Source organism: Rhizobacter sp. SG703 (assembly GCF_012275445.1).
Lineage (GTDB): Bacteria > Pseudomonadota > Gammaproteobacteria > Burkholderiales > Burkholderiaceae_C > Rhizobacter.
Genome location: NZ_JAAZQK010000004.1, coordinates 158,484 through 182,236 on the forward strand (window position 1 = coordinate 158,484; position 23,753 = coordinate 182,236).

30 protein-coding genes are annotated in these 23,753 nt (G+C 69.4%); 17 read left to right on the forward strand and 13 right to left on the reverse strand.

The features are described from left to right. The first annotated feature begins 119 nt into the window (after positions 1-119). Entirely contained in the window at positions 120-1,067 is a 948-nt protein-coding gene (locus tag FHT26_RS08910; RefSeq protein WP_168559788.1) for a 5'-nucleotidase, read from the forward strand. On the opposite strand, the gene otnI is transcribed toward FHT26_RS08910, so the two are convergent. Both otnI and FHT26_RS08920 read right to left on the reverse strand, forming a co-directional pair. Next, on the reverse strand, positions 1,052-1,837 hold the full coding sequence (gene otnI, locus FHT26_RS08915; protein ID WP_168559789.1) for a 2-oxo-tetronate isomerase: 786 nt from the start codon (positions 1,835-1,837) through the stop codon (positions 1,052-1,054). The two genes, FHT26_RS08910 and otnI, sit on opposite strands and share 16 nt — an antisense overlap. 13 nt (positions 1,838-1,850) lie before the next feature. Beyond that, the gene (locus FHT26_RS08920; RefSeq protein WP_168559790.1) at positions 1,851-2,270 is read right to left on the reverse strand and encodes a PH domain-containing protein; all 420 of its coding nucleotides are present in this window, start codon (positions 2,268-2,270) and stop codon (positions 1,851-1,853) included. 87 nt (positions 2,271-2,357) lie between these two features. Between FHT26_RS08920 and FHT26_RS08925 the strand changes: the two genes are divergently transcribed. From FHT26_RS08925 to FHT26_RS08955, 7 genes are all read left to right on the forward strand, one after another. Further along, on the forward strand, positions 2,358-3,557 hold the full coding sequence (locus FHT26_RS08925; protein ID WP_168559791.1) for an MFS transporter: 1,200 nt from the start codon (positions 2,358-2,360) through the stop codon (positions 3,555-3,557). A gap of 25 nt (positions 3,558-3,582) precedes the next feature. Further along, positions 3,583-3,936 (forward strand): YciI family protein, encoded by a 354-nt coding sequence (locus FHT26_RS08930; protein WP_168559792.1) that lies wholly within the window; start codon positions 3,583-3,585, stop codon positions 3,934-3,936. Between the two features lie 128 nt (positions 3,937-4,064). Next, on the forward strand, positions 4,065-4,610 hold the full coding sequence (locus FHT26_RS08935) for an SRPBCC family protein (RefSeq protein ID WP_168559793.1): 546 nt from the start codon (positions 4,065-4,067) through the stop codon (positions 4,608-4,610). 8 nt (positions 4,611-4,618) lie between these two features. Further along, positions 4,619-5,893: an RNA polymerase sigma factor gene (locus FHT26_RS08940; RefSeq protein WP_168559794.1), complete on the forward strand. Its 1,275-nt coding sequence runs from the start codon at positions 4,619-4,621 to the stop codon at positions 5,891-5,893. A 77-nt stretch (positions 5,894-5,970) separates the two neighbouring features. Then, positions 5,971-6,588 carry a 2-dehydro-3-deoxy-6-phosphogalactonate aldolase gene (locus FHT26_RS08945; RefSeq protein ID WP_168559795.1) on the forward strand — a complete coding sequence of 206 codons (618 nt, stop codon included), beginning with the start codon at positions 5,971-5,973 and terminating at the stop codon, positions 6,586-6,588. Beyond that, positions 6,567-7,532, forward strand: coding sequence for a 2-dehydro-3-deoxygalactonokinase (locus FHT26_RS08950; RefSeq protein WP_246867807.1), 966 nt, complete (start codon positions 6,567-6,569; stop codon positions 7,530-7,532). Before FHT26_RS08945 ends, FHT26_RS08950 begins: the two co-directional genes overlap by 22 nt. Positions 7,533-7,550: 18 nt before the next feature. Next, complete coding sequence (locus FHT26_RS08955; RefSeq protein WP_168559796.1) at positions 7,551-8,336, forward strand: SDR family NAD(P)-dependent oxidoreductase; 786 nt, start codon at positions 7,551-7,553, stop codon at positions 8,334-8,336. Between the two features lie 16 nt (positions 8,337-8,352). Here the strand turns inward: FHT26_RS08955 and FHT26_RS08960 are convergent, their stop codons facing one another. The 5 genes from FHT26_RS08960 to FHT26_RS08980 all read right to left on the reverse strand — a co-directional run bounded on the left by FHT26_RS08960 (position 8,353) and on the right by FHT26_RS08980 (position 10,637). Then, a complete protein-coding gene (locus tag FHT26_RS08960) occupies positions 8,353-8,547 on the reverse strand; it encodes a hypothetical protein (protein ID WP_168559797.1) in 195 nt (64 codons plus the stop codon). A 187-nt stretch (positions 8,548-8,734) separates the two neighbouring features. Further along, positions 8,735-8,980, reverse strand: a complete 246-nt coding sequence (locus FHT26_RS08965) for a hypothetical protein (protein WP_168559798.1) — start codon at positions 8,978-8,980, stop codon at positions 8,735-8,737. A gap of 82 nt (positions 8,981-9,062) precedes the next feature. Further along, on the reverse strand, positions 9,063-9,281 hold the full coding sequence (locus tag FHT26_RS08970) for a cold-shock protein (protein WP_073462332.1): 219 nt from the start codon (positions 9,279-9,281) through the stop codon (positions 9,063-9,065). Positions 9,282-9,512: 231 nt separating this feature from the next. After that, on the reverse strand, positions 9,513-9,722 hold the full coding sequence (locus tag FHT26_RS08975) for a hypothetical protein (RefSeq protein ID WP_056817178.1): 210 nt from the start codon (positions 9,720-9,722) through the stop codon (positions 9,513-9,515). A 171-nt stretch (positions 9,723-9,893) separates the two neighbouring features. Continuing rightward, positions 9,894-10,637: a S1 family peptidase gene (locus tag FHT26_RS08980; RefSeq protein ID WP_168559799.1), complete on the reverse strand. Its 744-nt coding sequence runs from the start codon at positions 10,635-10,637 to the stop codon at positions 9,894-9,896. A gap of 90 nt (positions 10,638-10,727) precedes the next feature. Here FHT26_RS08980 and FHT26_RS08985 point away from each other — a divergent pair, with 90 nt between their 5' ends. Both FHT26_RS08985 and miaB read left to right on the forward strand, forming a co-directional pair. Further along, a complete protein-coding gene (locus FHT26_RS08985; protein WP_168559800.1) occupies positions 10,728-11,147 on the forward strand; it encodes a hypothetical protein in 420 nt (139 codons plus the stop codon). Between the two features lie 10 nt (positions 11,148-11,157). Continuing rightward, a complete protein-coding gene (gene miaB / locus FHT26_RS08990; protein ID WP_168559801.1) occupies positions 11,158-12,510 on the forward strand; it encodes a tRNA (N6-isopentenyl adenosine(37)-C2)-methylthiotransferase MiaB in 1,353 nt (450 codons plus the stop codon). Here miaB and FHT26_RS08995 read toward each other — a convergent pair. Continuing rightward, positions 12,507-12,788 carry a hypothetical protein gene (locus FHT26_RS08995; protein WP_168559802.1) on the reverse strand — a complete coding sequence of 94 codons (282 nt, stop codon included), beginning with the start codon at positions 12,786-12,788 and terminating at the stop codon, positions 12,507-12,509. The genes miaB and FHT26_RS08995 overlap by 4 nt on opposite strands. Before the next feature lie 135 nt (positions 12,789-12,923). Between FHT26_RS08995 and hemA the strand changes: the two genes are divergently transcribed. From hemA to FHT26_RS09025, 6 genes are all read left to right on the forward strand, one after another. After that, a complete protein-coding gene (gene hemA, locus FHT26_RS09000; protein WP_168559803.1) occupies positions 12,924-14,213 on the forward strand; it encodes a glutamyl-tRNA reductase in 1,290 nt (429 codons plus the stop codon). Positions 14,214-14,307: 94 nt separating this feature from the next. Beyond that, the gene (gene prfA / locus FHT26_RS09005; RefSeq protein ID WP_056817165.1) at positions 14,308-15,393 is read left to right on the forward strand and encodes a peptide chain release factor 1; all 1,086 of its coding nucleotides are present in this window, start codon (positions 14,308-14,310) and stop codon (positions 15,391-15,393) included. Then, positions 15,390-16,235 carry a peptide chain release factor N(5)-glutamine methyltransferase gene (gene prmC, locus FHT26_RS09010; protein ID WP_168559804.1) on the forward strand — a complete coding sequence of 282 codons (846 nt, stop codon included), beginning with the start codon at positions 15,390-15,392 and terminating at the stop codon, positions 16,233-16,235. The genes prfA and prmC overlap by 4 nt, the downstream gene beginning before the upstream one ends. A gap of 155 nt (positions 16,236-16,390) precedes the next feature. After that, positions 16,391-16,966: a hypothetical protein gene (locus FHT26_RS09015; protein ID WP_168559805.1), complete on the forward strand. Its 576-nt coding sequence runs from the start codon at positions 16,391-16,393 to the stop codon at positions 16,964-16,966. Between the two features lie 133 nt (positions 16,967-17,099). After that, positions 17,100-17,417 carry a Grx4 family monothiol glutaredoxin gene (gene grxD, locus FHT26_RS09020; RefSeq protein WP_168559806.1) on the forward strand — a complete coding sequence of 106 codons (318 nt, stop codon included), beginning with the start codon at positions 17,100-17,102 and terminating at the stop codon, positions 17,415-17,417. A 4-nt stretch (positions 17,418-17,421) separates the two neighbouring features. Further along, entirely contained in the window at positions 17,422-17,991 is a 570-nt protein-coding gene (locus FHT26_RS09025) for a UbiX family flavin prenyltransferase (RefSeq protein ID WP_168559807.1), read from the forward strand. 7 nt (positions 17,992-17,998) lie between these two features. Here FHT26_RS09025 and FHT26_RS09030 read toward each other — a convergent pair whose 3' ends face one another. Then, positions 17,999-18,655, reverse strand: coding sequence for a lytic transglycosylase domain-containing protein (locus FHT26_RS09030; protein WP_168559808.1), 657 nt, complete (start codon positions 18,653-18,655; stop codon positions 17,999-18,001). Beyond that, complete coding sequence (locus tag FHT26_RS09035) at positions 18,652-20,397, reverse strand: proline--tRNA ligase (protein WP_168559809.1); 1,746 nt, start codon at positions 20,395-20,397, stop codon at positions 18,652-18,654. Before FHT26_RS09035 ends, FHT26_RS09030 begins: the two co-directional genes overlap by 4 nt. 134 nt (positions 20,398-20,531) lie before the next feature. Here FHT26_RS09035 and FHT26_RS09040 point away from each other — a divergent pair, with 134 nt between their 5' ends. After that, positions 20,532-21,131 carry an RNA pyrophosphohydrolase gene (locus tag FHT26_RS09040; protein ID WP_056817152.1) on the forward strand — a complete coding sequence of 200 codons (600 nt, stop codon included), beginning with the start codon at positions 20,532-20,534 and terminating at the stop codon, positions 21,129-21,131. Here FHT26_RS09040 and proB read toward each other — a convergent pair whose 3' ends face one another. The 3 genes from proB to rpmA form a co-directional block, all read right to left on the reverse strand. Beyond that, positions 21,132-22,250, reverse strand: coding sequence for a glutamate 5-kinase (gene proB, locus FHT26_RS09045; protein ID WP_168559810.1), 1,119 nt, complete (start codon positions 22,248-22,250; stop codon positions 21,132-21,134). Positions 22,251-22,268: 18 nt separating this feature from the next. Then, positions 22,269-23,360: an Obg family GTPase CgtA gene (cgtA, locus tag FHT26_RS09050; protein ID WP_168559811.1), complete on the reverse strand. Its 1,092-nt coding sequence runs from the start codon at positions 23,358-23,360 to the stop codon at positions 22,269-22,271. Between the two features lie 132 nt (positions 23,361-23,492). Beyond that, positions 23,493-23,753, reverse strand: coding sequence for a 50S ribosomal protein L27 (rpmA, locus tag FHT26_RS09055; RefSeq protein ID WP_168559812.1), 261 nt, complete (start codon positions 23,751-23,753; stop codon positions 23,493-23,495).

Sequence of the window (23,753 nt, forward strand, 5' to 3'; positions counted from 1 at the left end):
ATTGTTTCGTTTGTTTCAACTGGCCCCTCGCCGACGGTACGTCGGCGATCCCCCGGGGGGATGCGGGCCGGCTTGGGGCGGCCGGCGCTCGGCCCCCGCCTGGCCCGTATCATCCGGCGATGCCCGCCACCCTCGCCGGCCAGCTCGTCGTGGCCATTTCTTCGCGCGCCCTGTTCGATTTCGAGGAAGAGAACCAGCTCTTCGAAGCCAAGGACGACCGCGCCTACATGCAGCTGCAGCTGCAGCGCGTTGCCGAACCGGCCAAGCCCGGCGTCGCGTTCTCGCTGGTCAACAAGCTGCTGGCGTTCAACGCGGCGTCGCCGCAAGCGTCGGTCGAGGTGGTGATCCTGTCGCGCAACGACCCGGTGTCCGGCATGCGGGTGTTCCGCTCGGCCCAGCACTACGGGCTGCCGATCCAGCGCGGCGTGTTCACCCGCGGCGAATCGCCGTGGCGCTACCTGCGGCCTCTGAATGCCCACCTGTTCCTGTCGACGAACGAGGCCGACGTGCGCTCGGCGCTCCAGGCCGGCGTGCCGGCCGCGCGCGTCTACCCGCATTCAGCCCGCGCGTCCGACGCCCACCCGCACGAGGTGCGCATCGCGTTCGACGGCGATGCGGTGCTGTTCTCCGACGAGGCCGAGCAGGTGTTCCAGAGCGGCGGGCTCGATGCCTTCCAGGCGCACGAGCGCGACAAGGCGCTGAAGCCGCTGCCGGCCGGACCGTTCAAGCCGCTGCTCGACGCGCTGCAGCTGCTGCAGCGCCAAGCCTCGCCGGCAATGCGGGTGCGCACCGCGCTGGTCACCGCGCGCAGCGCGCCGGCCCACGAGCGCGCGATCCGCACGCTGATGGACTGGCACATCGAGGTCGACGAGGCGATGTTCCTCGGCGGGTTGCCGAAGGGCGAGTTCCTGCGCGAATTCGAGCCCGACTTCTTCTTCGACGACCAGACCGGCCACATCGAGAACGCCGCGGCCCACGTGCCGTCGGGCCATGTCGCGGCCGGCGTGTCGAACCTGATCGCGCAGGTCGAGGCCGTGGTCGCCTCGAAGGTTCAGGCCGGGCGCTGACGCCACCAGCCGAGCCCGGCCGTGGTGCCGGCGCGCGGCCGGTATTCGCAGCCGATGTGGCCGTCCCAGCCGAGTTCGTCGATCACGTCGAACAGGTGGGCGCAGTTCAGCTCGCCGAGGTCAGGCTCGTGCCGCAGCGGCACGCCGGCCACCTGCAGGTGACCGACGCGGCCGCTCGGCAAGTAGTGGCGCAGCTTCGTCTCGACATCGCCCTCGACGATCTGGCAGTGGTAGAGATCCATCTGCACCTTCAGGTTGGGCCGCCCGAGCTCGACGACGGCGGCATGCGCCTGCGACTGCCGGTTCAGGAAGTAGCCCGGAATGTCGCGGGTGTTGATCGGCTCGATCGTCAGCTCGATGCCGGCCGGTGCCGCATGGCCGGCGGCCCAGTCGAGGTTGGCGAGGTAGCACTCGCGCAGCCACGCGTGGTCGACCTCGGGCGCGGCGATGCCCGCCATCACGTGCAGGCGCGGGCAGCCGATCTCGGCGGCCAGCGCGAGCGCCCGCTCGATGCCTTCGCGGAACGCCGCCTCGCGGCCGGGCAGGCACGCCAGGCCGCGCTCGCCTTGCGCGGCATCGCCCGGCGGTGCGTTGAACAGCACCTGGCGCAGCCCGTGGTCCTGCAGCCGCGCCTTCAGTTCGGCCGCCGGCACGTCGTACGGGAACAGGCACTCGACCGCGTCGAAACCGTCGCGCGCCGCGGCGCCGAAGCGGTCGAGGAAATCGTGCTCGGTGTACATCAGGCTCAGGTTGGCGGCGAACCGGGGCATCGCGACACTCCCTTCAACGGTGAGAGGCGCCGTCCTGCGCCTCCATGAACGCGCGCCGGAAGGCCAGCGGCTTCGAGATGCCCCTCAGCGGCGCCTGCGGCGAGCCGGCGCCGGAGATCAGCAGCGAGCCGAAGTCGAGCAGGCGGCCCATCACCGTCTGGTCGACCTGGATCGACTCGACCTTGCTGATGTTGATCTCGATCGTCTGCCGCGAGATGAAGCCCTGCTTGACGATGACCCGCTTGTTCGTCACCGCGAGCTCGGTGGTCTTGTACATCACGTAGGCGTAGCCCCACGCGATCAGCCCGATGCCGAAGGCCGGCAGCAGCACCAGCCCGACCAGCAGCGGCACCCACAGCGACCAGAGGCTCACATGGGCGTAGTGCAGCACGCGTTCGTCCTGGGTCAGTGCGCCTTCGATGTAGCTCGACATGGTGGTCCTTGTGTTCCGCGAGAGGGAGGCGCGTGACGATAGCAGCTGCCGGTTGCTACAGTCGTCGCCCCTGCCTGCCGTCCCGCGATGCCGTCCACCATCCGCACCGTCCTGCCGCTGTCCATCGTCACCGCCACCAGCATGCTGGCGATGGACCTGTTCCTGCCGGCCGTGCCGACGCTGCAGGCCTCGCTCGGCATCGACGTGACGCTGGCGCAGGCGACGATCGCGGTGTTCCTGGCCGGGCTGGCCGCGTCGCAGCTGGTGTGGGGCGAGGCGATGACGCGGCTCGGCCCGCGCCGCTGCGTGCTGATCGGCGTCTCGCTGCTGGTGCTCAGCGCCTTCGGCTGCGCGCTCGCCCCCGACATCGGCTGGCTGCTCGCGATGCGCGCGTTGCAGGGCGCGGCGGCCGGCGCGGCGACGGTGGTCGCGCCGAGCGTCGTGCGGGCGACGCTGCCTGACGAGCATGCGGTGAAAGGCATCGCGTCGATCGCGATGATCGAATCGGCGGTGCCGGCCGCCGGGCCGCTGCTCGGCAGCGCGCTGCTGCTGGCGATGGACTGGCGCTCGACCTTCTGGATCCTCGGCGGCGTCACGCTGCTCGCGCTGCCCTTCGTCGTGCGGGTCACGCCGCGCGAGCTGCCGGGGCTGGACCGCACGGCCGCCGCGGGTTACCTTGCGATCCTCGGCAACCGCAAGTACCTGCGCCTTGCGCTGTGCCATGCGCTGTGCTTCGGCGCGCTGCTGAGCTTCGTCGCGAGCGCGCCGCAGCTGATGGTGCATGCCTTCGGGTTGGGTGCCGGCAGCTTCGCCGCGCTGCAGCTGATGAGCGTGCTGTGCTTCATGGCGGTCGCCAGCCAGTCCGGGCGCATCAGCCGGCGCTTCGGCCCGGCGCGCGCGGTGCAGTTCGGCTGCGTGGCGCATGTGGCGCTGTGCGGCGCCTTCGTGCTGCTGGCCTGGCTCGGCCGGCCGGGGTTCGTCGGCGTCGCCGTGTTCTGGTGTGCCTTCTGCGCGGTGCTCGCGGTGCGCGGCCCCGCGGCCTTCAGCGAGGCGCTGGCCTTGCCGCCGGTGCAGATGGGCCGCGCGTCGGCGCTGCTGATGCTGGCCATCCTGGCGGCCGGTGCGCTCGGCACGCAGGGCGTCGCGCCGTTCATGTCCGGCCCGTCGGCGCTGCCGCTCGCGCTGGCGATGCTGCTGCTGTGCCTCGCCAGTTTCGCGATGGTGCTGCCATATCCCCACGTTCGCACTGTCGCTTCACAATCGCCCGCTTCACAATGCCCCCCGTGAACGCCCTCTCGAGATCGGAGATTCCATGTCCTACGTGATGCTCATCGTCGAACCCGTCGAACAGCGCGGCCAGCGCACGCTTGCCGAAGGCCAGGCCGCCTACGACAGCATGCTGGGCTACGCCGAGAAACTGAAGACCCGCGGCGTGCTGAAGAGCGCCGAATCGCTGCTCGCACAGGACCGCGCGGTGCGCGTGCAGAAGCGCGCCGGCGAGAAGCGGCTGGTCGACGGCCCGTTCGCAGAGGCCAAGGAAATGATCGGCGGCTTCTTCCTGCTCGACGTGAAGACGCGCGACGAAGCGGTGGCCATCGCGGCCGACTGCCCGGCCGCCGAGTGGTGCACGATCGAAGTCCGCGAACTCGGCCCTTGCTTCGCGTGACGCGGGCGGCAGCGCAGGTTGCGGGTTATCCCTGAGCCGCTTGCCGCGATGTCGATCCGGCACGCGATCGCCCGTCGTGTGAACAGGCGCGGACCATTCGCTCCGCCCGTCACACCAAGGAGCCGATCATGCTGAAGTCCACCCTGCTCGTCATCGCCGCCGCACTCGCGGTGCTGCTGGTCTACGCGGCCACGAAGCCCGATACCTTCCGCGTCGAGCGCAGCCTGCGCATCCACGCGTCGCCGGAGCGGCTGCACGCGATGATCAACGACCTGCACAGCTTCAACACCTGGAACCCGTACGAGCGCAAGGACCCGGCGTTGAAGGGCAGCTACGGCCAGACCACCGTCGGCGCCGGCGCGCGCTACGGCTGGGAGAGCCACGAGGTCGGCACCGGCAGCCTCGCGATCCTCGAGACCGTGCCGGCCTCGAAGGTGACGATGGCGCTCGATTTCGTGAAGCCGTTCGAAGCCCACAACCAGGCCGAGTTCACGCTGCAGCCCGAGCAGGACGGCACCCGCGTGACCTGGGCAATGCACGGCCCGGTGCCGTACCTCGCCAAGGTCATGCATGTCTTCATCAACGTCGACCGCATGGTCGGCACCGACTTCGAGGCCGGGCTCGCGAACCTGAAGACCCTGGCCGAGAAGGCCGTGACCGAGAAAGCGACCTGAGGACCTGGATGGCATCCACCGAGACACACCGTGCGATCGAAGCCGTCTGGCGGGCGGAATCCGCGAAGGTCATCGCCCACGTCGCGCGCATCGTGCGCGACGTCGGGCTGGCCGAGGAGCTCGCGCAGGACGCGCTGCTCGCCGCGCTGGAGCACTGGGGCGACGGCGTGCTGCCCGACAACCCGGCGGCCTGGCTGATGACCACCGCGAAGCACCGCGCGCTCGACCGGCTGCGGCAGGATGCGCTGCATGCCCGCAAGCACGAGGAACTCGGCCACGAGCTGGATGCGATGCAGGCCCACGTGGTGCCGGACTTCGTCGACGGGCTCGATGCGGCGCGCGAGGACGACATCGGCGACGACCTGCTGCGGCTGATCTTCACCGCCTGCCACCCTGTGCTGTCGACCGATGCGCGGGTCGCGCTGACGCTGCGGCTGCTGGGCGGGCTCAGCACCGACGAGATCGCGCGCGCCTTCCTGGTCCCCGAGCCGACCATCGCGCAGCGCATCGTGCGCGCCAAGCGCACGCTGAGCGCGGCCCGCGTGCCGTTCGAGGTGCCGCAGGCCGCCGAGCGCGCGGCGCGTCTCGCGTCGGTGCTGGAGGTGATCTACCTGGTCTTCAACGAAGGCTATTCGGCCACCGCCGGCGACGACTGGATGCGCCCGGCGATGTGCGACGAGGCGCTGCGGCTCGGCCGCGTGCTGGCCGGCCTGGTGCCCGCCGAGAGCGAGGTGCACGGCCTGCTCGCGCTGATGGAGATCCAGGCCTCGCGCACGCCGGCACGCACCGATGCGCAGGGCCGTGCGGTGCTGCTGATGGAGCAGGACCGCAGTCGCTGGGATGCGCAGATGATCGGCCGCGGCCTCGCGGCGCTCGCGCAGTCGGAGGCGCTGGGCGGCGCGCGCGGGCCGTATGCGCTGCAGGCGGCGCTGGCGGCCTGCCATGCGCGGGCGCGCAGCGCCGACGAGACCGACTGGGTGCAGATCGTCGCGCTGTACGACGCGCTCGAGCAGGTGGCGCCGTCGCCGGTCGTCGCGCTGAACCGCGCGGTGGCGGTCGGCATGGCGTTCGGGCCGGCGGCTGGGCTGGAACTGGTCGACGAGCTCGAAGCAGAGCCGGCGCTCGCGAACTACCACTGGCTGCCGAGCGTGCGCGCCGACCTGCTGGCGCGATTGGGCCGTCATGCCGAGGCGCGCGAGGCCTTCGAGCATGCCGCCGAGATGACGCGCAACGAACGCGAACGCGAGCTGCTGCTGCAGCGGGCGCGGGAGCTGCCGCGCTGACCCTCGCCGGTTTTGCTATGGCGAGGGCCCAAAATTTCATTTGTGCCCGGCGGGCGCCGTCGCTACGCTGTCGCCCCATGACCTGGCCGACCTCCCTGCCGCTGATCGCGATCCTGCGCGGCATCCGTCCCGACGAAGCCCTGCCCCATGCGCAGGCCTTGATCGACGCCGGCTTCGATGCGATCGAAGTCCCGCTGAACTCGCCGCAATGGCAGAAGAGCGTCGACTCCATCGTGCAGCGCTTCGGCAGCCGCGCGCTGGTCGGCGGCGGCACGGTGCTGAAGCCGGCCGATGTCGATGCGCTGGTGGACGTCGGCGCCAAGCTGGTCGTCACGCCGAACACCCGGCCGTCGCTGATCGAATACGCCGTGCGGCGTGGTCTGCAGGTGGCCGCCGGCTTCGCGACCGCCAGCGAGGCCTTCGACGCGCTCGATGCCGGCGCGCAGGCGCTGAAGCTGTTCCCGGCCACCACCTACGGCACCGGCCACGTGAAGGCGCTGAAGGCGGTGCTGCCGGCCGGCGTGCCGCTCTTCGCGGTGGGCGGCGTCACGCCGGCCAACCTGGGCGAGTACCTGGCGGCCGGCTGCATCGGCGCCGGGCTCGGCAGCGACCTCTACAAGCCGGGACAGGACGTGTCGCGCACCGGCGAGATGGCGCGTGCATTCGTCGCCGCATGGCAGGCCGCTCGCGGCTGAAGAAGAACACACGCGGGCGCCGCTGGAGCGACCCGCAGCACGGAGACACGGACAAGATGATCGCCATCGACTGGGGCACGAGCAGCCTGCGCGCCTACCGACTCGACGCCGCCGGCCAGGTGCTCGCGCAACGCAGCAGCTCGGCCGCGCTGCTGGCTTGCCAGGGCCGCTTCGAGGCGGTGCTGGCCGAGCAGATCGACGGCTGGACCGACCGCCACATCGTGATGGCCGGCATGATCGGCAGCCGCAACGGCTGGCGCGAGGTGCCGTACGTCGCCTGCCCGGCCGGTGCCGACGCGATCGCCGCCGGCATGCTGGCCTTCGAGGCGCCGGCATTGCCGGGCCGCGAGCTCTTCATCGCCCCGGGCATGAGCGACCGGCCCGCGCAAGGCGCACCCGAGGTGATGCGCGGCGAAGAGACCCAGGTGCTGGGCCTGCTCGATGACCTGGCCGGCCCGGGCCCGCACACGCTGTGCCTGCCGGGCACGCACAGCAAATGGATCACCGTCGAGCAAGGGCGCATCGCCCGCATCCACACCGCGATGACCGGCGAGCTCTACGCGCTGATGACGCAGCACGGCCTGCTCGGCGCGCTGATGGACAAGGACGCCGGCGACGACGAAGCGGCGTTCGCACGCGGGCTCGACGCCAGCCGCGGCAGCGGCGGGCTGCCGAACCAGCTCTTCAGCGTTCGCACGCTCGGGCTGTTCGGCGAGCTGAGCGGCGCGGCGGCGCCGTCGTACCTGTCCGGCTTGCTGGTCGGCCACGAGCTGAACGGGCTGGCGCCGGCGAACGGCACGGTCCACCTGATCGGCAGCGCCGCGCTGACCCGCCGCTACGAGCGCGCGCTGGCGGCGCGCGGCCTGCAGGCGATCGCCCATGCCGAGGCGCTGACCGCGCGCGGCCTGCACCGGCTGGCCCGCGCGCGCGGGCTGGTCGGCTGAACCCGAAGGAAGCTGTCGATGACCTCCCCCCGCTTCGCCCACTACCCGAGCCTCGAAGGGCGCACCGTCTTCATCAGCGGCGGCACCACCGGCATCGGCACCGCGTTCGTCGAGCACTTCCATGCGCAGGGCGCGAAGGTCGGCTTCGTCGGTCGCAACCGCGAGGCGGCCGATGCGCTGCTGGCCGGCATCGCCGCCCGGCCGAACCCGCACGGCGCACCGACGCCGCTGTTCATCCCGTGCGACGTGACCGACATCGCGGCGCTGCAGGCGGCCATCGCGCAGACGCGCAGTGCATTCGGCCCGATCGGTGCGCTGCTGAACAACGCGGCCAACGACCAGCGCCACCAGGTCGAGGCGGTGACGCCGGAGTTCTGGGACCAGTGCATGAACGTCAACCTGCGCCACCAATTCTTCGCGGCACAGGCGGTGGTCGACGACATGGTCGGGCTGGGCGGCGGATCGATCATCAACCTCGGCTCGATCAGCTGGATGATCAAGGGCGCCGGCTACCCGGCGTACGCGACGACCAAGGCCGCGATCCACGGGCTGACGCGCTCGCTCGCCAAAGACCTGGGCAAGCGCAACATCCGCGTCAATGCACTGGTGCCGGGCTGGGTGATGACGGACAAGCAGCTGCGGCTGTGGGTGACGCCGGAGTCCGAGAAGGACCTCGATGCCAACCAGTGCCTGCCGGGGCGGCTTCAGTCGGAAGACATCGCGACGATGGCGCTGTTCCTTGCCGCCGACGATTCGAAGATGTGCACTGCGCAGAGCTTCGTCGTCGACGCGGGATGGTCCTGATCCCGATCGGCTGGCGTCAGTTCAGGTCGTAGGACGGCTTGAAGCGGAAGCGGTCTTCGACCTCGGTGTCGGCGAAGCCGAAGTCGCGGTCCGGGTCGACCACGGTGTCCTGAAGGTCGTCGCCATGGCCGCCGTCCCCGCGGCTCACGCGCAGCCACAGGCGGTGCAGCAGCTTGGCCACTTCTGCGGTCGACGACTCGGGTGCTGACATCGGATGCCTTTCGCGGGGCCGCACGGGGCGGCGACAGGTTCCAGATGGCAAGTTGCGGACCAGGGACCTGGTCGGCGCCGCGCCCGGCAGCGGACCTGACGCGGCAGGTCATCCGGTGCGAAATCCGTCACATCGCTGACCGCCCTGGTTCAGGACTGCCGCGGCGTGTCAGGCGCCGCCGGACCCGCTACGACCCGATCAGCGCGGCGGTGCGTTCCACGTCGCGTTCGAACGCGGCGATCGACAGCTCGGAGATCGACGCATGCAACATCACCGTGCGCGCGACCTCGGCGTTGCCGTCGAAGGCGGTGCGCAACGCGGCGCGCTGCTCGGCCGGCAGCACGCGGATCAGCGCCGCCATCAGCGCGTCCATCGCAACCAGCGAGCCCTTCAGGTCGCAGATGCGTTCGGTGGCTTCCTGCAGGTTCTTCATGTGCGAGACCTCCAATGAAAAAACCGCGACCGAGGCCGCGGTTTTCTTGAGGACCCGGGAAACCCCGGGGCCGCTGTGCCGGTCAGGCCGGAACGATGTTCGACGCTTGCGGGCCCTTCTGGCCTTGCGTCACTTCGAACTGCACGCGCTGGCTTTCGGCCAGGCTCTTGAAGCCGCCGCCCTGGATCTGGCTGAAGTGGGCGAACAGGTCCTTGCCGCCGCCGTCCGGCGTGATGAAGCCGAAGCCCTTGCCTTCGTCGAACCACTTCACGGTGCCGGTTTGCGTTTGAGTCGTCGTCATGTCGATTCCTTTCGAGTCATGCGCAGCACATGCTGCGCAGTGCAGAGACGCCAAGAAAATCAACGATGGGAGTCAGCCGGCATCCCCGGGCAGGCGCCCGGGAACAGGGATGAGGACTTGCTGAAAGACGGTCTTATGCATGCCTACCGGCCGCATCGTACCCCGCGGCGGTGCGCGGCCTGCGCGCAAAGCCCTGCTGGGCTATGCGAGCGAGGCGCTGGCAGCAGGCTTTCAGACCAGGCCGCTGCGGATCTGCTTGCAGATGTTCTGGCCGGTGAGCGTGATCTGCAACGCGCCGCCGCGCCACTCGAACCAGTCGAGCGCCACGTACTCGTCGATCAGCTTCGCATTGATCTGTTCGGCCTGCCGGTGCTGCAGCAGTTCCACCGTGCCGAGCAACGCGTTGCGCAGCGCCTGTCGTTTGAGTGCCGCGGGGGTCACGGAGGTTGCGGGGGGGCGAGCGGGCGCTTCGGTCGAGGGTCGGCGAGGCGCGGAACGGGTCATGCTCATGAGGCCTTTCGTGAACGACTTTGAACGGCGAACCCTCCGACAGTACCACCCCGATCCGACATACCTGTGACGATTTCAAGGAGATTTGCCGAGCGAGACGGGTCACGCCGCCGGAGCGATGTCCGCGTCGTCGTCGGTCAGCGTCATCAGGATGTCGGCGTACCAGGCGCAGTTCAGGCCGAGCGACTCGTCGTGTTCGAGGTCGCGCCCGCCCATGTCCAGGCGCGACGAGTGGATCCCGAGCAGCTTCCACGGCAGCGCGCCGCCCTGCGGGTGCCGCATCACCACCGGCGCGCCGCTGGTGCCGCGGTGGGTGCGCGCATCGGTCAGGAAGTAGCCCTGGCCCTGGAAGCGCAGCCCGAACGACGACGCGATCGCCGCCTGCCGCACCACCGGCAGGTGGTGCAGCACGTCGTGGAAGCCGAGCGGGAAGCCGACCACCAGCAGCGAGCTGCCGACCTCCACCTCGTCGAGCGAATGCTGCAGGTGGTCAGGCGTGAACGGCACCATCGCGACGCCGGACGGCAGCGCGGCGCGCTCGACCTCGAGCACCGCGACGTCGATCTCGCCACCGGCATCGCGCCCCTGGCGCCACACGCTCTTGCCGTCGCGGTACAGCAGCATCGACAGCCCGATCGAGCGGGTCAGGTTGACGGCGTCGGTGTGCAGCTCGATCTCGATGCGGCTCGGGTAGTGCTTGCTCGGCGCATCGACCAGCACATGGCGGCTGGTGACGAGGAAGAGCCGCCGGTCGCGCTCGAAGAAGAAGCCGCTCGCACCGGTCAGCGGCTGGGTGCCGTCGAAGGTGGAGACGCGGGCGGTGGTCAGCAGCAGGGGTTCGATCATGGGGCCCGAGTGTGGGGCCTGCCGGTCTCTGGACGGAGGGCTGACCTAGAATCGACCTTCCGTCTGACCGACAGCCACTGGATCAACACCATGTACCGCTGTGTGATCGCTGCCACCGCAGCCCTCGCCTTCGCCTGCGCCGCCCTCCCCGCTTCCGCCCAGGTCCAGTCCCAGCCCCAGGCCCCGGCCCAGGCACAGCGCCCGTTCCCGCAGAACGCATTGCGTGGCGTGATCGCCTTCGACAACCCGCCGCAGGTCACGCTGAACGGCAAGCCGGCACAGCTCGCGCCGGGCGTTCGCATCCGCGGCCAGAACAACCTGCTGGTGCTGACCGGCCCGCTGGTCGGCAGCAAGCTGGTCGTTCACTACACGACCGAATTCACCGGCCTGATCAAGGACGTATGGATCCTGCGCGACGAAGAGATCAAGGTCGTGCCGTGGCCGACCACGGTCGAGCAGACCCAGGCCTGGAGCTTCGACCAGGCCGCCCAGGTCTGGACCAAGCCGTGACGAGGTCGTGATGGAAGAACGCACCAAGAAGGTCTACATCAAGACCTTCGGCTGCCAGATGAACGAGTACGACTCGGACAAGATGTCCGACGTCATGCACGCGGCCGAAGGCTACGAACCGACGCAGGACCCGGAGCAGGCCGACCTGATCCTGTTCAACACCTGCTCGGTGCGCGAGAAGGCGCAGGAGAAGGTGTTCAGCGACCTCGGCCGCGTCAAGCATCTGAAGGCCAAGGGCGTGATGATCGGCGTCGGCGGCTGCGTGGCCAGCCAGGAAGGCGCGGCCATCATCGAGCGCGCGCCGTACGTCGACGTGGTGTTCGGTCCGCAGACGCTGCACCGCCTGCCCGAGCTGCTGAAGCAGCGCCAGCGGCAGCAGCGGCAGCAGGTCGACATCAGCTTCCCCGAGATCGAGAAGTTCGACCACCTGCCGCCGGCGCGGGTCGACGGCGCGACCGCCTTCGTGTCGATCATGGAAGGCTGCTCGAAGTACTGCAGCTACTGCGTCGTGCCGTACACCCGCGGCGAAGAGGTCTCGCGGCCGTTCGACGACGTGCTGGTCGAGGTGGCCGGCCTGGCCGACCAGGGCGTCAAGGAAGTGACGCTGCTCGGCCAGAACGTCAACGCCTACCGCGGCGCGATGGGCGACACCGCCGAGATCGCCGACTTCGCGCTGCTGATCGAGTACGTCGCCGCGATCCCGGGCATCCAGCGCATCCGCTACACCACCAGCCATCCGAACGAGTTCACGAACCGGCTGGTCGAGGTGTATGGCCGCGTGCCGCAGCTCGTCAACCACCTGCACCTGCCGGTGCAGCACGGCAGCGACCGCATCCTGATGGCGATGAAGCGCGGCTACACGGTGCTCGAGTACAAGAGCACGATCCGCAAGCTGCGTGCGGTGCGGCCGGACATCAGCCTGTCGAGCGATTTCATCGTCGGCTTCCCTGGCGAGACCGAGGACGATTTCACGAAGATGATGAAGCTGATCGACGACGTCGGCTTCGACTCGAGCTTCAGCTTCATCTACAGCCCTCGCCCCGGCACGCCGGCCGCGGCGCTGGCCGACGGCACGCCGCACGAGACCAAGCTGGCGCGGCTGCAGCACCTGCAGGCGGCGATCGAGGACAACCAGCGGCGCATCGGGCAGTCGCGCGTCGGCACGGTGCAGCGCATCCTGGTCGAAGGACCGTCGCGCAAGGACGCGAGCGAGCTGATGGGCCGCACCGAATGCAACCGCATCGTCAACTTCGCCGGGCCGGCACGGCTGGTCGGGCAGATGATCGACGTGACCATCACGCAGGCCTACCCGCATTCGCTGCGGGCGGAGGTGGTGACGCGGGAGCTGGAGGCGCTGGCCTAGCGCCTGCCGGGGCCGAAACCGGCCCACCACAAGGTGAGCGCGCAGCCGACCACCATCGCGCCGTAGGTGGCCATCTTGCCGTCGCGGCCCAGCCAGGCGAGGCCGACGATGGTCACGACGCTGGCGACGCCGGCCGACCACAGCCACAGCCGGGCCCAGCGGACAGTGGCCAGTTCACGCCGCCACAGCAACTTGGTCAGCGCCGACGCCAGCGCGGTGACGCCGAAGGCGGGCCCCAGGAAATTCAACAGATGCCACAACGCGTCCAGGGGTCCCATCGGTGGTCTCTCAAAAGCTGGTCCGGGAATTGCCGATAAGCCGAAAGATGTGTCGAGTCGTCAGCCGGCGGTTGGCTCGCAAGGGTTTGCGATTCGACAGACACCTGAGCCGACTTCGAATTTTATAATCTGACCATGAGTGTTTTTGCCCTCGGACTGAACCACACGACGGCTCCGCTGGATTTGCGGGGCCGTTTTGCGTTCACGCTCGAGCAGCTGGCACCGACGCTGCAGGGTTTTCGCGAACGGGTCGCGCGCCCGAGCGGCAGCCCCGAAGCCGCGATCCTCTCCACCTGCAACCGCACCGAGCTGTACTGCGCGGCCGAACCGGCGCTGGTGCGCCCGGCGATCGACTGGCTGGCCGGCGTCGGCGGCGTCGCGAGCCAGCACTTCATGGACCATGCCTACGTGCTCGAAGGCGGCGCCGCGGCGCGCCATGCCTTCCGCGTCGCGAGCGGCCTCGATTCGATGGTGCTCGGCGAGCCGCAGATCCTCGGCCAGCTGAAGCAGGCGGTGCGCGAGGCCAGCAGCGCCGGCACGCTGGGCACGACGCTGCACCAGATGTTCCAGCGCTCGTTCGCGGTCGCGAAAGACGTGCGCACCTCCACCGAGATCGGCTCGCATTCGATCAGCATGGCCGCCGCCGCGGTTCGCCTCGCGTCGCAGCTGTTCGAAGACCTGCGCGAGACCAAGGTGCTGTTCGTCGGCGCCGGCGAGATGATCGAGCTGGTCGCGACGCACTTCGCGGCCCGGGCGCCACGGGCGATGGCAGTGGCCAACCGCACGCTGGAACGCGGCGAGAAGCTGGCCGGGCGTTTCGGCGCCGAGGCGATCCGCCTGTCCGACCTGCCGGCCCGGCTCGGCGAGTTCGATGCGGTGATCTCGTGCACCGCGAGCTCGCTCCCGATCATCGGCCTGGGCGCCGTCGAGCGCGCCCTGAAGGCCCGCAAGCACCGCCCGATGTTCATGGTCGACCTGGCCGTGCCGCGCGACATCGAACCCGAGGTGTCGCGGCTGAACGACGTCTACCTCTACACCGTCGACGACCTGTCGGCGCTGGTGCAGACGGCCGGCGAGAAGCGCCAGGCCGCGGTCGAGCAGGCCGAGGTCATCATCGAAAGCGGCGTGCAGAGCTTCGTGCACTGGCTCGACCAGCGCGGCACGGTGCCGCTGATCCAGGCGCTGAACGCACAGGCCGACGACTGGCGCGCGGCCGAGATCGCGCGCGCCCGCAAGATGCTCGCGAAGGGCGAGGACCTCGACGCGGTGCTGGAAGCGCTGACCCGCGGCCTGACCCAGAAGATGCTGCACGGCACGCTGGCCGAACTGCATGCGGCCGACGGCGAACACCGCGCCGCGCTCGCGCAGACGGTGTCGCGGCTGTTCCTGCGCGGCGCGCCGCGCAAGCCCGGCGACCACCACTAGCGACGCCCCGTCGTCCGCCGCATCACGGCGGAGCGGGCGCATCCTGTGCGGCTCCGGCCGCGCGCCGGCTCCGCGAACCTTTTCCGGAGCCCCGATGAAAGACACCCTCCGCCAGCAGTTCGAACGCCTCGCGATGCGGCTGAGCGAACTCGACGCGACGCTCGCCGACCCATCGGTGGTCGGCGACATGAACCGCTTCCGCGCGCTGACGCGCGAGCATGCCGAGGTCGACGGCGTGGTGCAGCGGTTTCGCCGCTACCAGCAGCGCGAGCGCGACCTGCTGGCCGCGCGCGACATGCTGGGCGACGCCGACCTGGCCGAGATGGCGCGCGACGAGATCGCCGCCGCCGAGGCCGACCTCGAACGCCTGCAGAACGAACTGCAGACCGCGCTGCTGCCGCGCGATCCGGACGACGGCCGCAACGCCTTCCTCGAGATCCGCGCCGGCACCGGCGGCGACGAGTCCGCATTGTTCGCGGCCGACCTGCTGCGCATGTACACCCGCTATGCGGAGCGCTGCGGCTGGCGCACCGAGCTGATGTCGGAGAGCATGTCCGACCTCGGCGGCTACAAGGAAGTGGTGCTGCGCGTCGACGGCGACGACGTGTATGCGCGGCTGAAGTTCGAATCGGGCGGCCACCGCGTGCAGCGCGTGCCGCAGACCGAGACGCAGGGGCGCATCCACACCAGCGCCTGCACCGTCGCGGCGATGCCGGAGCCCGACGAGGCCGAAGAGATCCAGCTGAACCCCGCCGACCTGCGCATCGACACCTTCCGCGCCAGCGGCGCCGGTGGCCAGCACGTCAACAAGACCGACAGCGCGATCCGCATCACCCACCTGCCGACCGGGCTGGTCGCCGAATGCCAGGACGACCGATCGCAGCACCGCAACAAGGCGAAGGCGATGGCAGTGCTGGCCGCGCGGCTGCGCGAGAAAGACCGCAGCGAACGCGCCGCGAAGGAAGCCGCGACGCGCAAGGGGCTGATCGGCAGCGGCGACCGCAGCGACCGCATCCGCACCTACAACTTTCCGCAGGGCCGGCTGACCGACCACCGCATCAACCTGACGCTGTACAAGCTGCAGTCGGTGATGGAAGGAGAGCTCGACGACGTGGTGGCCGCGTTGCAGGCTGCGAGCGCCGCCGAGCAGCTGGCCGAGCTCGAAGGACGCGGCGCGTGAGCGCAGCCACCGTCGACGCAGCGCTCGCCGGCGCACGCGGCGCAGGGCTGGACCGGCTCGATGCGCAGCTGCTGCTCGGCGCGGTGCTCGGGCGCGACCGCAGCTGGCTGATCGCGCATGGCGACGACGCAATGCCAGCAGACCGGGCGGCGGATTTCGACGCGCTGGTCGCGCGCCGCCTCGCCGGCGAGCCGGTCGCCTACCTGCTCGGCCGGAAAGACTTCCACGGCCTGGCGCTGCAGGTGTCGCCCGCGGTGCTGGTGCCGCGGCCGGACACCGAGACGCTGGTCGACTGGGCGCTGGAACTGCTCGGCGGCGAACTCGCCGGCACCGGTGCGCCGCAGGTGCTCGACTTGGGCACCGGTTCCGGCGCGATCGCGCTGGCGATCAAGCACCGCTGCCCGCGCGCAGACCTCAGTGCCGTCGACACCAGCCCGGACGCGCTGGCAGTCGCCGCTGGCAACGCCAGCGCCCTCGGCCTGCCGCTCGCGTTGCTGCGGGGCCACTGGTGGGCACCGGTCGCGGGCCGCCGCTTCGACCTGGTCGTCAGCAACCCGCCTTACATCGCCGGCGACGACCACCACCTCGACGCACTGCGGCATGAACCACGACTCGCGCTGACCCCCGGCGGCGACGGCCTGGATTCGTTGCGCGAGATCATCGCGGGTGCCAGTGCCCACTTGCGTGACGGAAGCTGGCTGTTGCTGGAGCATGGCCACGACCAGGCCCGGGAGGTGCAGGCCTTGCTGGCCGCCGCCGGCCTGTGCGACGTGGCGACCCGGCGCGACCTCGGGGGCCACGAGCGCTGCACCGGCGGCCGTTGGCGGCAGGCCACGCGCTGAGCCTGTTACCGGCAGGACTGCACGCGCTGACGACTGTTGCCATTGGATCGCGGGGTGGCGCCCCCCAAGCCGGCGCGGCCGGCGTAGCATGGTCGCGAGGCCTTCAGCGGGCCGCAGGTTCGTCTCCCGTCACACCCGTCGCAAGGAGAGTCGCCATGTGGAACCCCAGGTGGAAGTGGATCGGCATCGGCGCGCTGGCGTTCGCCAGCGCACAGGCTGCGGTGGCCCTCGACATCGGCGGCAACGGGCTCGGGTGGCGCAACCTGCAAGGTCGCATGAGCCTCGGCACCGCCAGCACCAGCCCGGGCCTGCGCAACGACACTCCCGGCTTCGACAGCGCCGGCCTGAAGCTCAGCAGCCTGAGCCTGATGGCCGACTACTACCTGATGCCCGCCTTCAGCCAGGGCACCCCCGCCGGCGGGCTGCGTGCCACCAGCGGCGTGCTGTTCGGGCCGCGCTCGTCGCCATGGAGCGGCCCCGGCACCGGCGCGCAGTTCAGCATCGACCGCCGCGTGAATCCCACCCCCGACGGCAGCACCGACAGCATCACCTCGCCGTACGTCGGCATCGGCTACACCGGGCTGTCGCTGAAGGGCGGTTGGGGCTTCTCGGCCGATGTCGGCGTGCTGGCCGGACGTTTCGGGCGCAGCCTCGGCCAAAGCCTGGACGACCAGGTGCGCGAGCTGCGCCTGCAGCCAGTGCTGCAGCTCGGCGTGTCGTATTCGTTCTGACGCCGGGTCGCCGCGTCGGCGAAGTCGCATTTCCGCCGGGGGCATGCCGGAGGTCGGCACGGGTCGCCTCCGCTTTGCCGTATAACGTCGGTCCTTCCACCCTGAACTCTGCCGGGCCCGCCGGCGCCAGACCATGAGCGACGTACAGCAACGCATCGATGACCTCGTCAAGCAGAACCGCGTGGTCCTGTTCATGAAGGGGACGGCGCAATTCCCGATGTGCGGTTTCTCCGGCCGCGCGGTGCAGGTGCTGAAGGCCTGCGGCGTGACCGACCTGAAGACCGTCAACGTCCTGGAGGACGAAGGCGTGCGCCAGGGCATCAAGGACTACGCGAACTGGCCAACCATTCCGCAGCTGTACGTGAACGGCGAGTTCGTCGGCGGCTCGGACATCATGATGGAGATGTACCAGGCGGGCGAGCTGCAGCAGGTCCTCGGCGTCAAAGCCTGATCTGGTGAGCGCGCCGCAGCGCATCGTCGTCGGCGTGACCGGCGCCAGCGGCGCGGTCCATGCCGTGCGGCTGCTCGAACGGTTGAAGGCCCTCGGCCGAGAGACCCACCTGGTGGCAAGCCCGGCCGGCGTGCTGAACGTGCACCACGAACTCGGCATGGACCGGCGTGCGCTCGAAGCGCTGGCCCACACCGCGTACAACCCGGCCGACATCGGTGCCGCGATCGCGAGCGGCTCGTTCCCGAGCGCGGCGATGGTCATCGTGCCGTGCTCGATGAAGACGCTGGCCGCGGTGGCGCACGGCTTCTCCGACAGCCTGCTGGCGCGCGCCGCCGACGTGACGCTGAAGGAGCGCCGCCGCCTCGTGCTGATGGTGCGCGAGACGCCGTTCAACCTGGCGCACCTGCGCAACATGACCGCGGTGACCGAGATGGGCGGCGTGATCTTCCCGCCGCTGCCGGCGTTCTACCACCGGCCGACGACGATCGACGAGATGGTCAACGACACGGTGGAGCGGGTGCTGTCGCTGCTGGGGGTCGAGGCCGCGACGCCGACCGCCTGGCCCGGGCTTTGACGCCCGATCAGGCCTTGTAGTCCCAGTAGCGCTTCGCGCCGAACACCAGGTTCGGGTACTCCGGCTTGCCGCGGCTGCCGTTGTAGCGCCCCAGCGCCATGTAGAGGTCGCCGCGTTCGACGTCGAGGTAGTGCCGCATGATCACGCAGCCGAAGCGCAGGTTGGTCTGCATGTGGAACAGCCGGCTCACGTCGCCGTTGCCGATCAGCCGCGCCCAGAACGGCATCACCTGCATGTAGCCGCGCGCCCCGACACTGCTGATCGCGTACTTGCGGAAACCGCTCTCCACCTGCACCAGCCCCAGCATCAACGCCGGCTCCAGCCCGGCGCGGGTGCTCTCGTACCACAGCGTGTCGAGGAACTCGATGCGGGTGACGTGCTCGGCCTTGCGCTTCTTCAGCCGCGCGCTCATCTCGCCGAGCCAGCGCAGATAGGCCAGCCGGGCCTCGGTGCTGACGAAGACGGGCTTCGGCGGCGCGCTGTTCGCGATCGCGGCTGCCAACGCACCGCGCACTGCATCGGCGAGCGGCTCCTCGACCTGCGCGCCGGCCACGGCCTCGCGCACCGGCCATGCCAACCACGGAGCGGCCGCAGCCGCCAGCAGCGATCGCCGCTGGATGGCCCCCGCGGCGCGCGGAGCCGCCGCGGGCCTCGCGGCGGTCATGACGCCAGCTTCGCCTTCACGAAGTCGAGCACCTCGGTGGCAGCGACCGCCGAGGCCTGCGCGTCGGCGCGGCCCTGGTACTCGACCTTGCCTTCCTTCAGGCCGCGGTCGGACAGCACCACGCGGTGTGGCACGCCGATCAGCTCCCAGTCGGCGAACATCGCGCCCGGGCGCTCGCCGCGGTTGTCGAGCATCACGTCGACGCCGAGCGCTTCGAGCTGCTCGTGCAACTGGTCGGCGGCCGCCTGCACCTCGGCCGAACGGTCGTAGCCGATCGGGCAGATCACGACGCTGAACGGCGCAATCGCGGTCGGCCACAGCATGCCGCGTTCGTCGTGGCGCTGCTCGATCGCGGCGCCCAGGATGCGGGTCACGCCGATGCCGTAGCAGCCCATCATCATCAGTTGCGGCTTGCCGGACTCGTCGAGGTAGGTCGCGTCCATCGCCTTCGTGTAGTTCGTGCCGAGCAGGAACACGTGGCCGACCTCGATGCCGCGCTGGATCGCCAGCACGCCCTTGCCGTCGGGCGACGGATCGCCTTCGAGCACGTTGCGGATGTCGGCGACCAGGTCGGGCTCGGGCAGGTCGCGGCCCCAGTTGACGCCGGTGATGTGCATGTCGGGTTCGTTGGCGCCGCAGATGAAATCGCTCATGTTCGCGACGGTGCGATCGGCGACGACCTTGACTGGCTTGCGCAGCCCGATCGGGCCGAGGAACCCCGGCTTGCAGCCGAAGTGGTCCTCGATCTCCGACGCGGTGGCGAAGCGGTAGCCCGCCTTCAGGCCGGCCAGCTTGCCGGCCTTGACCTCGTTCAGCGAATGATCGCCGCGCACCAGCAGCAGCCAGATCGTCGTCTGCTTCAGGTCGCCGGCATCGTCCGTCTCGTCGGTCGCGAGCACCAGCGACTTCACGGTGGTCTGCAACGGCACGCCGAGCAATGCGGCCACGTCGGCGCAGGTGCTGGCCTTCGGGGTCGGCGTGCGCTGCAGCGCGGCCGTCGCGGCGGCGCGCTGCGCGACGGCAGGGAGCGCTTCGGCGAGCTCGATGTTGGCAGCGAAGTCGGAGGTCGGGCAGTAGACCAGCGCGTCTTCACCGGTGTCGGCGATGACCTGGAACTCCTGCGAGACCTCGCCGCCGATCGCGCCGGTGTCGGCAGCGACCGCACGGAACTGCAGGCCCAGGCGCTCGAAGATGCGCACGTAGGCGTCGAACATCGCCTGGTAGCTCTTGCGGGCGGAGTCGAGGTCGCGGTCGAAGGAGTAGGCATCCTTCATCGTGAATTCGCGGCCGCGCATCACGCCGAAGCGCGGGCGGCGCTCGTCGCGGAACTTGGTCTGGATGTGATAGAAATTCTTCGGCAGCGCGCGGTAGCTGCGCAGCTCCTGGCGCGCGATGTCGGTGATGACCTCTTCAGAGGTCGGCTGGATGATGAAGTCGCGGTCGTGCCGGTCTTTCACGCGCAGCAACTCCGGCCCCATCTTCTGGAAGCGCCCCGTTTCCTGCCACAGCTCGGCCGGTTGCACGACCGGCATCAGCAGCTCGATGGCGCCAGCCCGGTTCATCTCGTCGCGGATGATGGCCTCGACCTTGCGGATCACCCGCAGCCCCATCGGCATGTAGGTGTAGATGCCGGCGCCGAGCCGCTTGATGAAGCCGGCCCGCAGCATCAGCTTGTGGCTCATGACTTCCGCGTCGGCGGGCGCTTCCTTGAGGGTCGAGACGAAGAACTGGGAGGCTTTCATGGGGATGCGGGGAAGAACGCCGAAAAAGAACGCTGAAGAAAACAGCAGTCGGCAGGCCTTGAGGGAAAGCCACGGGGTTGATTCCCGTCATGCCGGTGCAATAATGATTTCAACTAAGGAATTTGAGGTTGATTATGCTCGACCGAGAAGGGTTCAGACCCAACGTCGGCATCATCCTGCTCAATACGAAGAACCAGGTTTTCTGGGGCAAACGGATCCGGACCCACTCCTGGCAGTTCCCGCAAGGGGGCATCAAATACGGCGAGACGCCCGAGCAGGCGATGTTCCGCGAGCTTCACGAGGAGGTGGGGCTGACGTCGGACCATGTTCGCATCATCGCGCGCACGCGCGACTGGCTGCGCTATGAAGTGCCGGATCATTTCATCCGGCGCGATGCCCGCGGCCACTACCGGGGGCAGAAGCAGATCTGGTTCCTGCTGCAGCTGGTCGGCCGCGACACCGACATGAACCTGCGCGCCACCGACCACCCGGAGTTCGACGCCTGGCGCTGGAACGAGTATTGGGTACCGCTCGAGGTCGTGATCGAGTTCAAGCGCGACGTGTACCAGATGGCGCTGACCGAGCTCGCGCGCTTCCTGCCGCGCGGGAATCATCACAACCGCTACCTGCGTTCGGGCATGCGACCGCATCACCGCGACGATGGCTTCGAGGAATCGCGGCCGGCGACCGAGCCGCAGGCGCTGGACGACGACCCCGGCGCGCCGAAAGACTGATCAGCCGCGCACCAGGTTGTCGCGGTGGATCATCTCCGGCTCGCCGGTGAAGCCGAGCAGCCGCTCGAACTCGCTCGACGGCTTGCGCGCGATCAGGCGCGCCTCGGAACTCGAATAGTTCGCCAGGCCGCGGGCGATCTCGAGGCCCGCACCCGAGCGCACCGCGATCACGTCGCCGCGCGCGAACTCGCCATGCACCTCGATCATGCCGATCGGCAGCAGGCTCTTGCCTTCGTCGCGCAACTTCGCAACCGCACCGTCGTCGATCACGACAGCACCGCGCAACTGCAGGTGATCGGCCATCCACTGCTTGCGGGCGGCCATCTTCTGCGTCGGCGCGTTGAGCGCGGTACCGATCGCCTCGCCTTGCACGAGGCGGATCAGCACGTCGGGCTCGCGGCCCCAGGCGATCACCGTCGACGCGCCGCTGCGAGCGGCCCGCTTGGCCGCCAGGATCTTCGTGATCATGCCGCCGCGGCCGAGGCTCGAGCCGGCCCCGCCGGCCATGCGCTCCAGCTCGGGCGCCCCGGCCTGCGCCTCGTGGACGAAGGTGGCCGATTCATCCTTGCGCGGGTCGGCGGAGTACAGGCCCTTCTGGTCGGTGAGGATCACCAGCGCGTCCGCCTCGATGAGGTTGGCGACCAGCGCGCCCAGCGTGTCGTTGTCGCCGAATTTGATCTCGTCGTTGACGACGGTGTCGTTCTCGTTGATGACCGGCACGACGCGCATGCGCAGCAAGGTGAGCAGCGTCGAGCGTGCATTCAGGTAGCGCTCGCGGTCGGCCAGGTCGGCATGGGTGAGCAGCACCTGCGCGCTGCCCATTCCGTAGGCGCGCAACTGGGTTTCGTAGATCTGCGCCAGACCCATCTGCCCGACCGCGGCAGCGGCCTGCAGTTCGTGGATCGCCTTCGGGCGCGCCGCCCAGCCGAGCCGCTTCATGCCTTCGGCGATCGCACCGCTCGAGACCATCACGATCTCGCGCCCCTGCCCGGCGATGTGCGCCATCTGCCGGCACCAGTTGCCGACCGCCTCGGCGTCGACGCCCCGGCCTTCGTTCGTCACGAGGCTGGAACCGACCTTGACGACGATGCGACGGGCGTTCTTCAGCGCTTCACTCATCTGCTTCACTCGCCTGCATCACTCATGGGCAGCGGCGGCGGACCCCTGGTCTTGCACCGGCGCGTCGAAACGGGGATCGGGATCGTCCGGCACGACGTTCTTCAGCGCCGCCACGTGCTTGTAGATCGCATGCACCAGGTGCTCGCAGCCTTCGCGCGTCAGCGCGGAGATCTGGAACACCGGCCCCTTCCACTTGAAGCGCTTGACGAAGTCCTTCACGCGCTTCTCGCGCTCGTCGAGCGGCACCATGTCGAGCTTGTTCAACACCAGCCAGCGCGGCTTGTCGTGCAGCGACTGGTCGTATTTCTTCAGCTCGGTGACGATGGCCTTCGCCTGCGCGACCGGGTCGACCGCATCGTCGAACGGCGCCATGTCGACCAGGTGCAGCAGCAGGTGGGTGCGTTGCAGGTGGCGCAGGAAATAGTGGCCGAGGCCGGCACCCTCGGCCGCGCCCTCGATCAGCCCGGGGATGTCGGCGACGACGAAGCTCTGCTCCGGCGCCACTCGCACCACGCCGAGGTTCGGATGCAGCGTCGTGAACGGGTAGTCGGCGATCTTCGGTTTCGCGTTCGAGATCGCGGCAATCAGCGTCGACTTGCCGGCATTCGGCATGCCGAGCAGGCCGACGTCGGCCAGCACGCGCAGTTCGAGCTTCAGCTTCTTCTGCTCGCCGGGCCAGCCGGGCGTCTTCTGGCGCGGCGCGCGGTTGGTGCTGGTCTTGAAGTGCAGGTTGCCGAAACCGCCATCGCCGCCCTTCACCAGCAGCACCCGCTCGTCGGGCACCAGCAGCTCGGCCAGCACCTGGCCGCTTTCGGTGTCGGTGATGATCGTGCCCATCGGCATGCGCAGCACGATGTCTTCGGCCGCCGCGCCGTACTGGTCGGAGCCGCGGCCATTCTCGCCGCTGCGAGCTTCGTGCCGACGCGCATAGCGGAAGTCGATCAGCGTGTTCAGGTTGCGGTCGCCGACGGCGTAGACGCTGCCGCCGCGCCCGCCGTCACCCCCGTTCGGCCCACCGAAGGGAATGAACTTCTCGCGGCGAAAGCTCATGCAGCCATTGCCGCCATTGCCTGCCGCCACATCGATGGTCGCTTCGTCTACGAATTTCATGATCTCGCCCACAGGCCACCGCACCGCCAGAGGCTGCATGGTAGGCCACCGGTCGACCGGCGACCGGAAAAAACAAAAGCCCCGGGTGACCGGGGCTCGGGATCAACGCCAGCTGCACGAGGCAGCCGCAGCTCACGCTGCCGTCTTGACGCTGACCGTCTGGCGGTTGCGCGGGCCCTTGACGGCGAAGCTGACTTCGCCCTCGACCAATGCGAACAGCGTGTGGTCCTTGCCGATGCCGACGTTCTGACCGGCATGGAACTTCGTGCCGCGCTGGCGGACGATGATCGAACCGGCCGGGATCATCTGGCCACCGAAGGCCTTGACGCCGAGCATCTTGGGTTGGGAATCGCGGCCGTTCCGTGTGGAACCGCCGCCCTTTTTCTGTGCCAT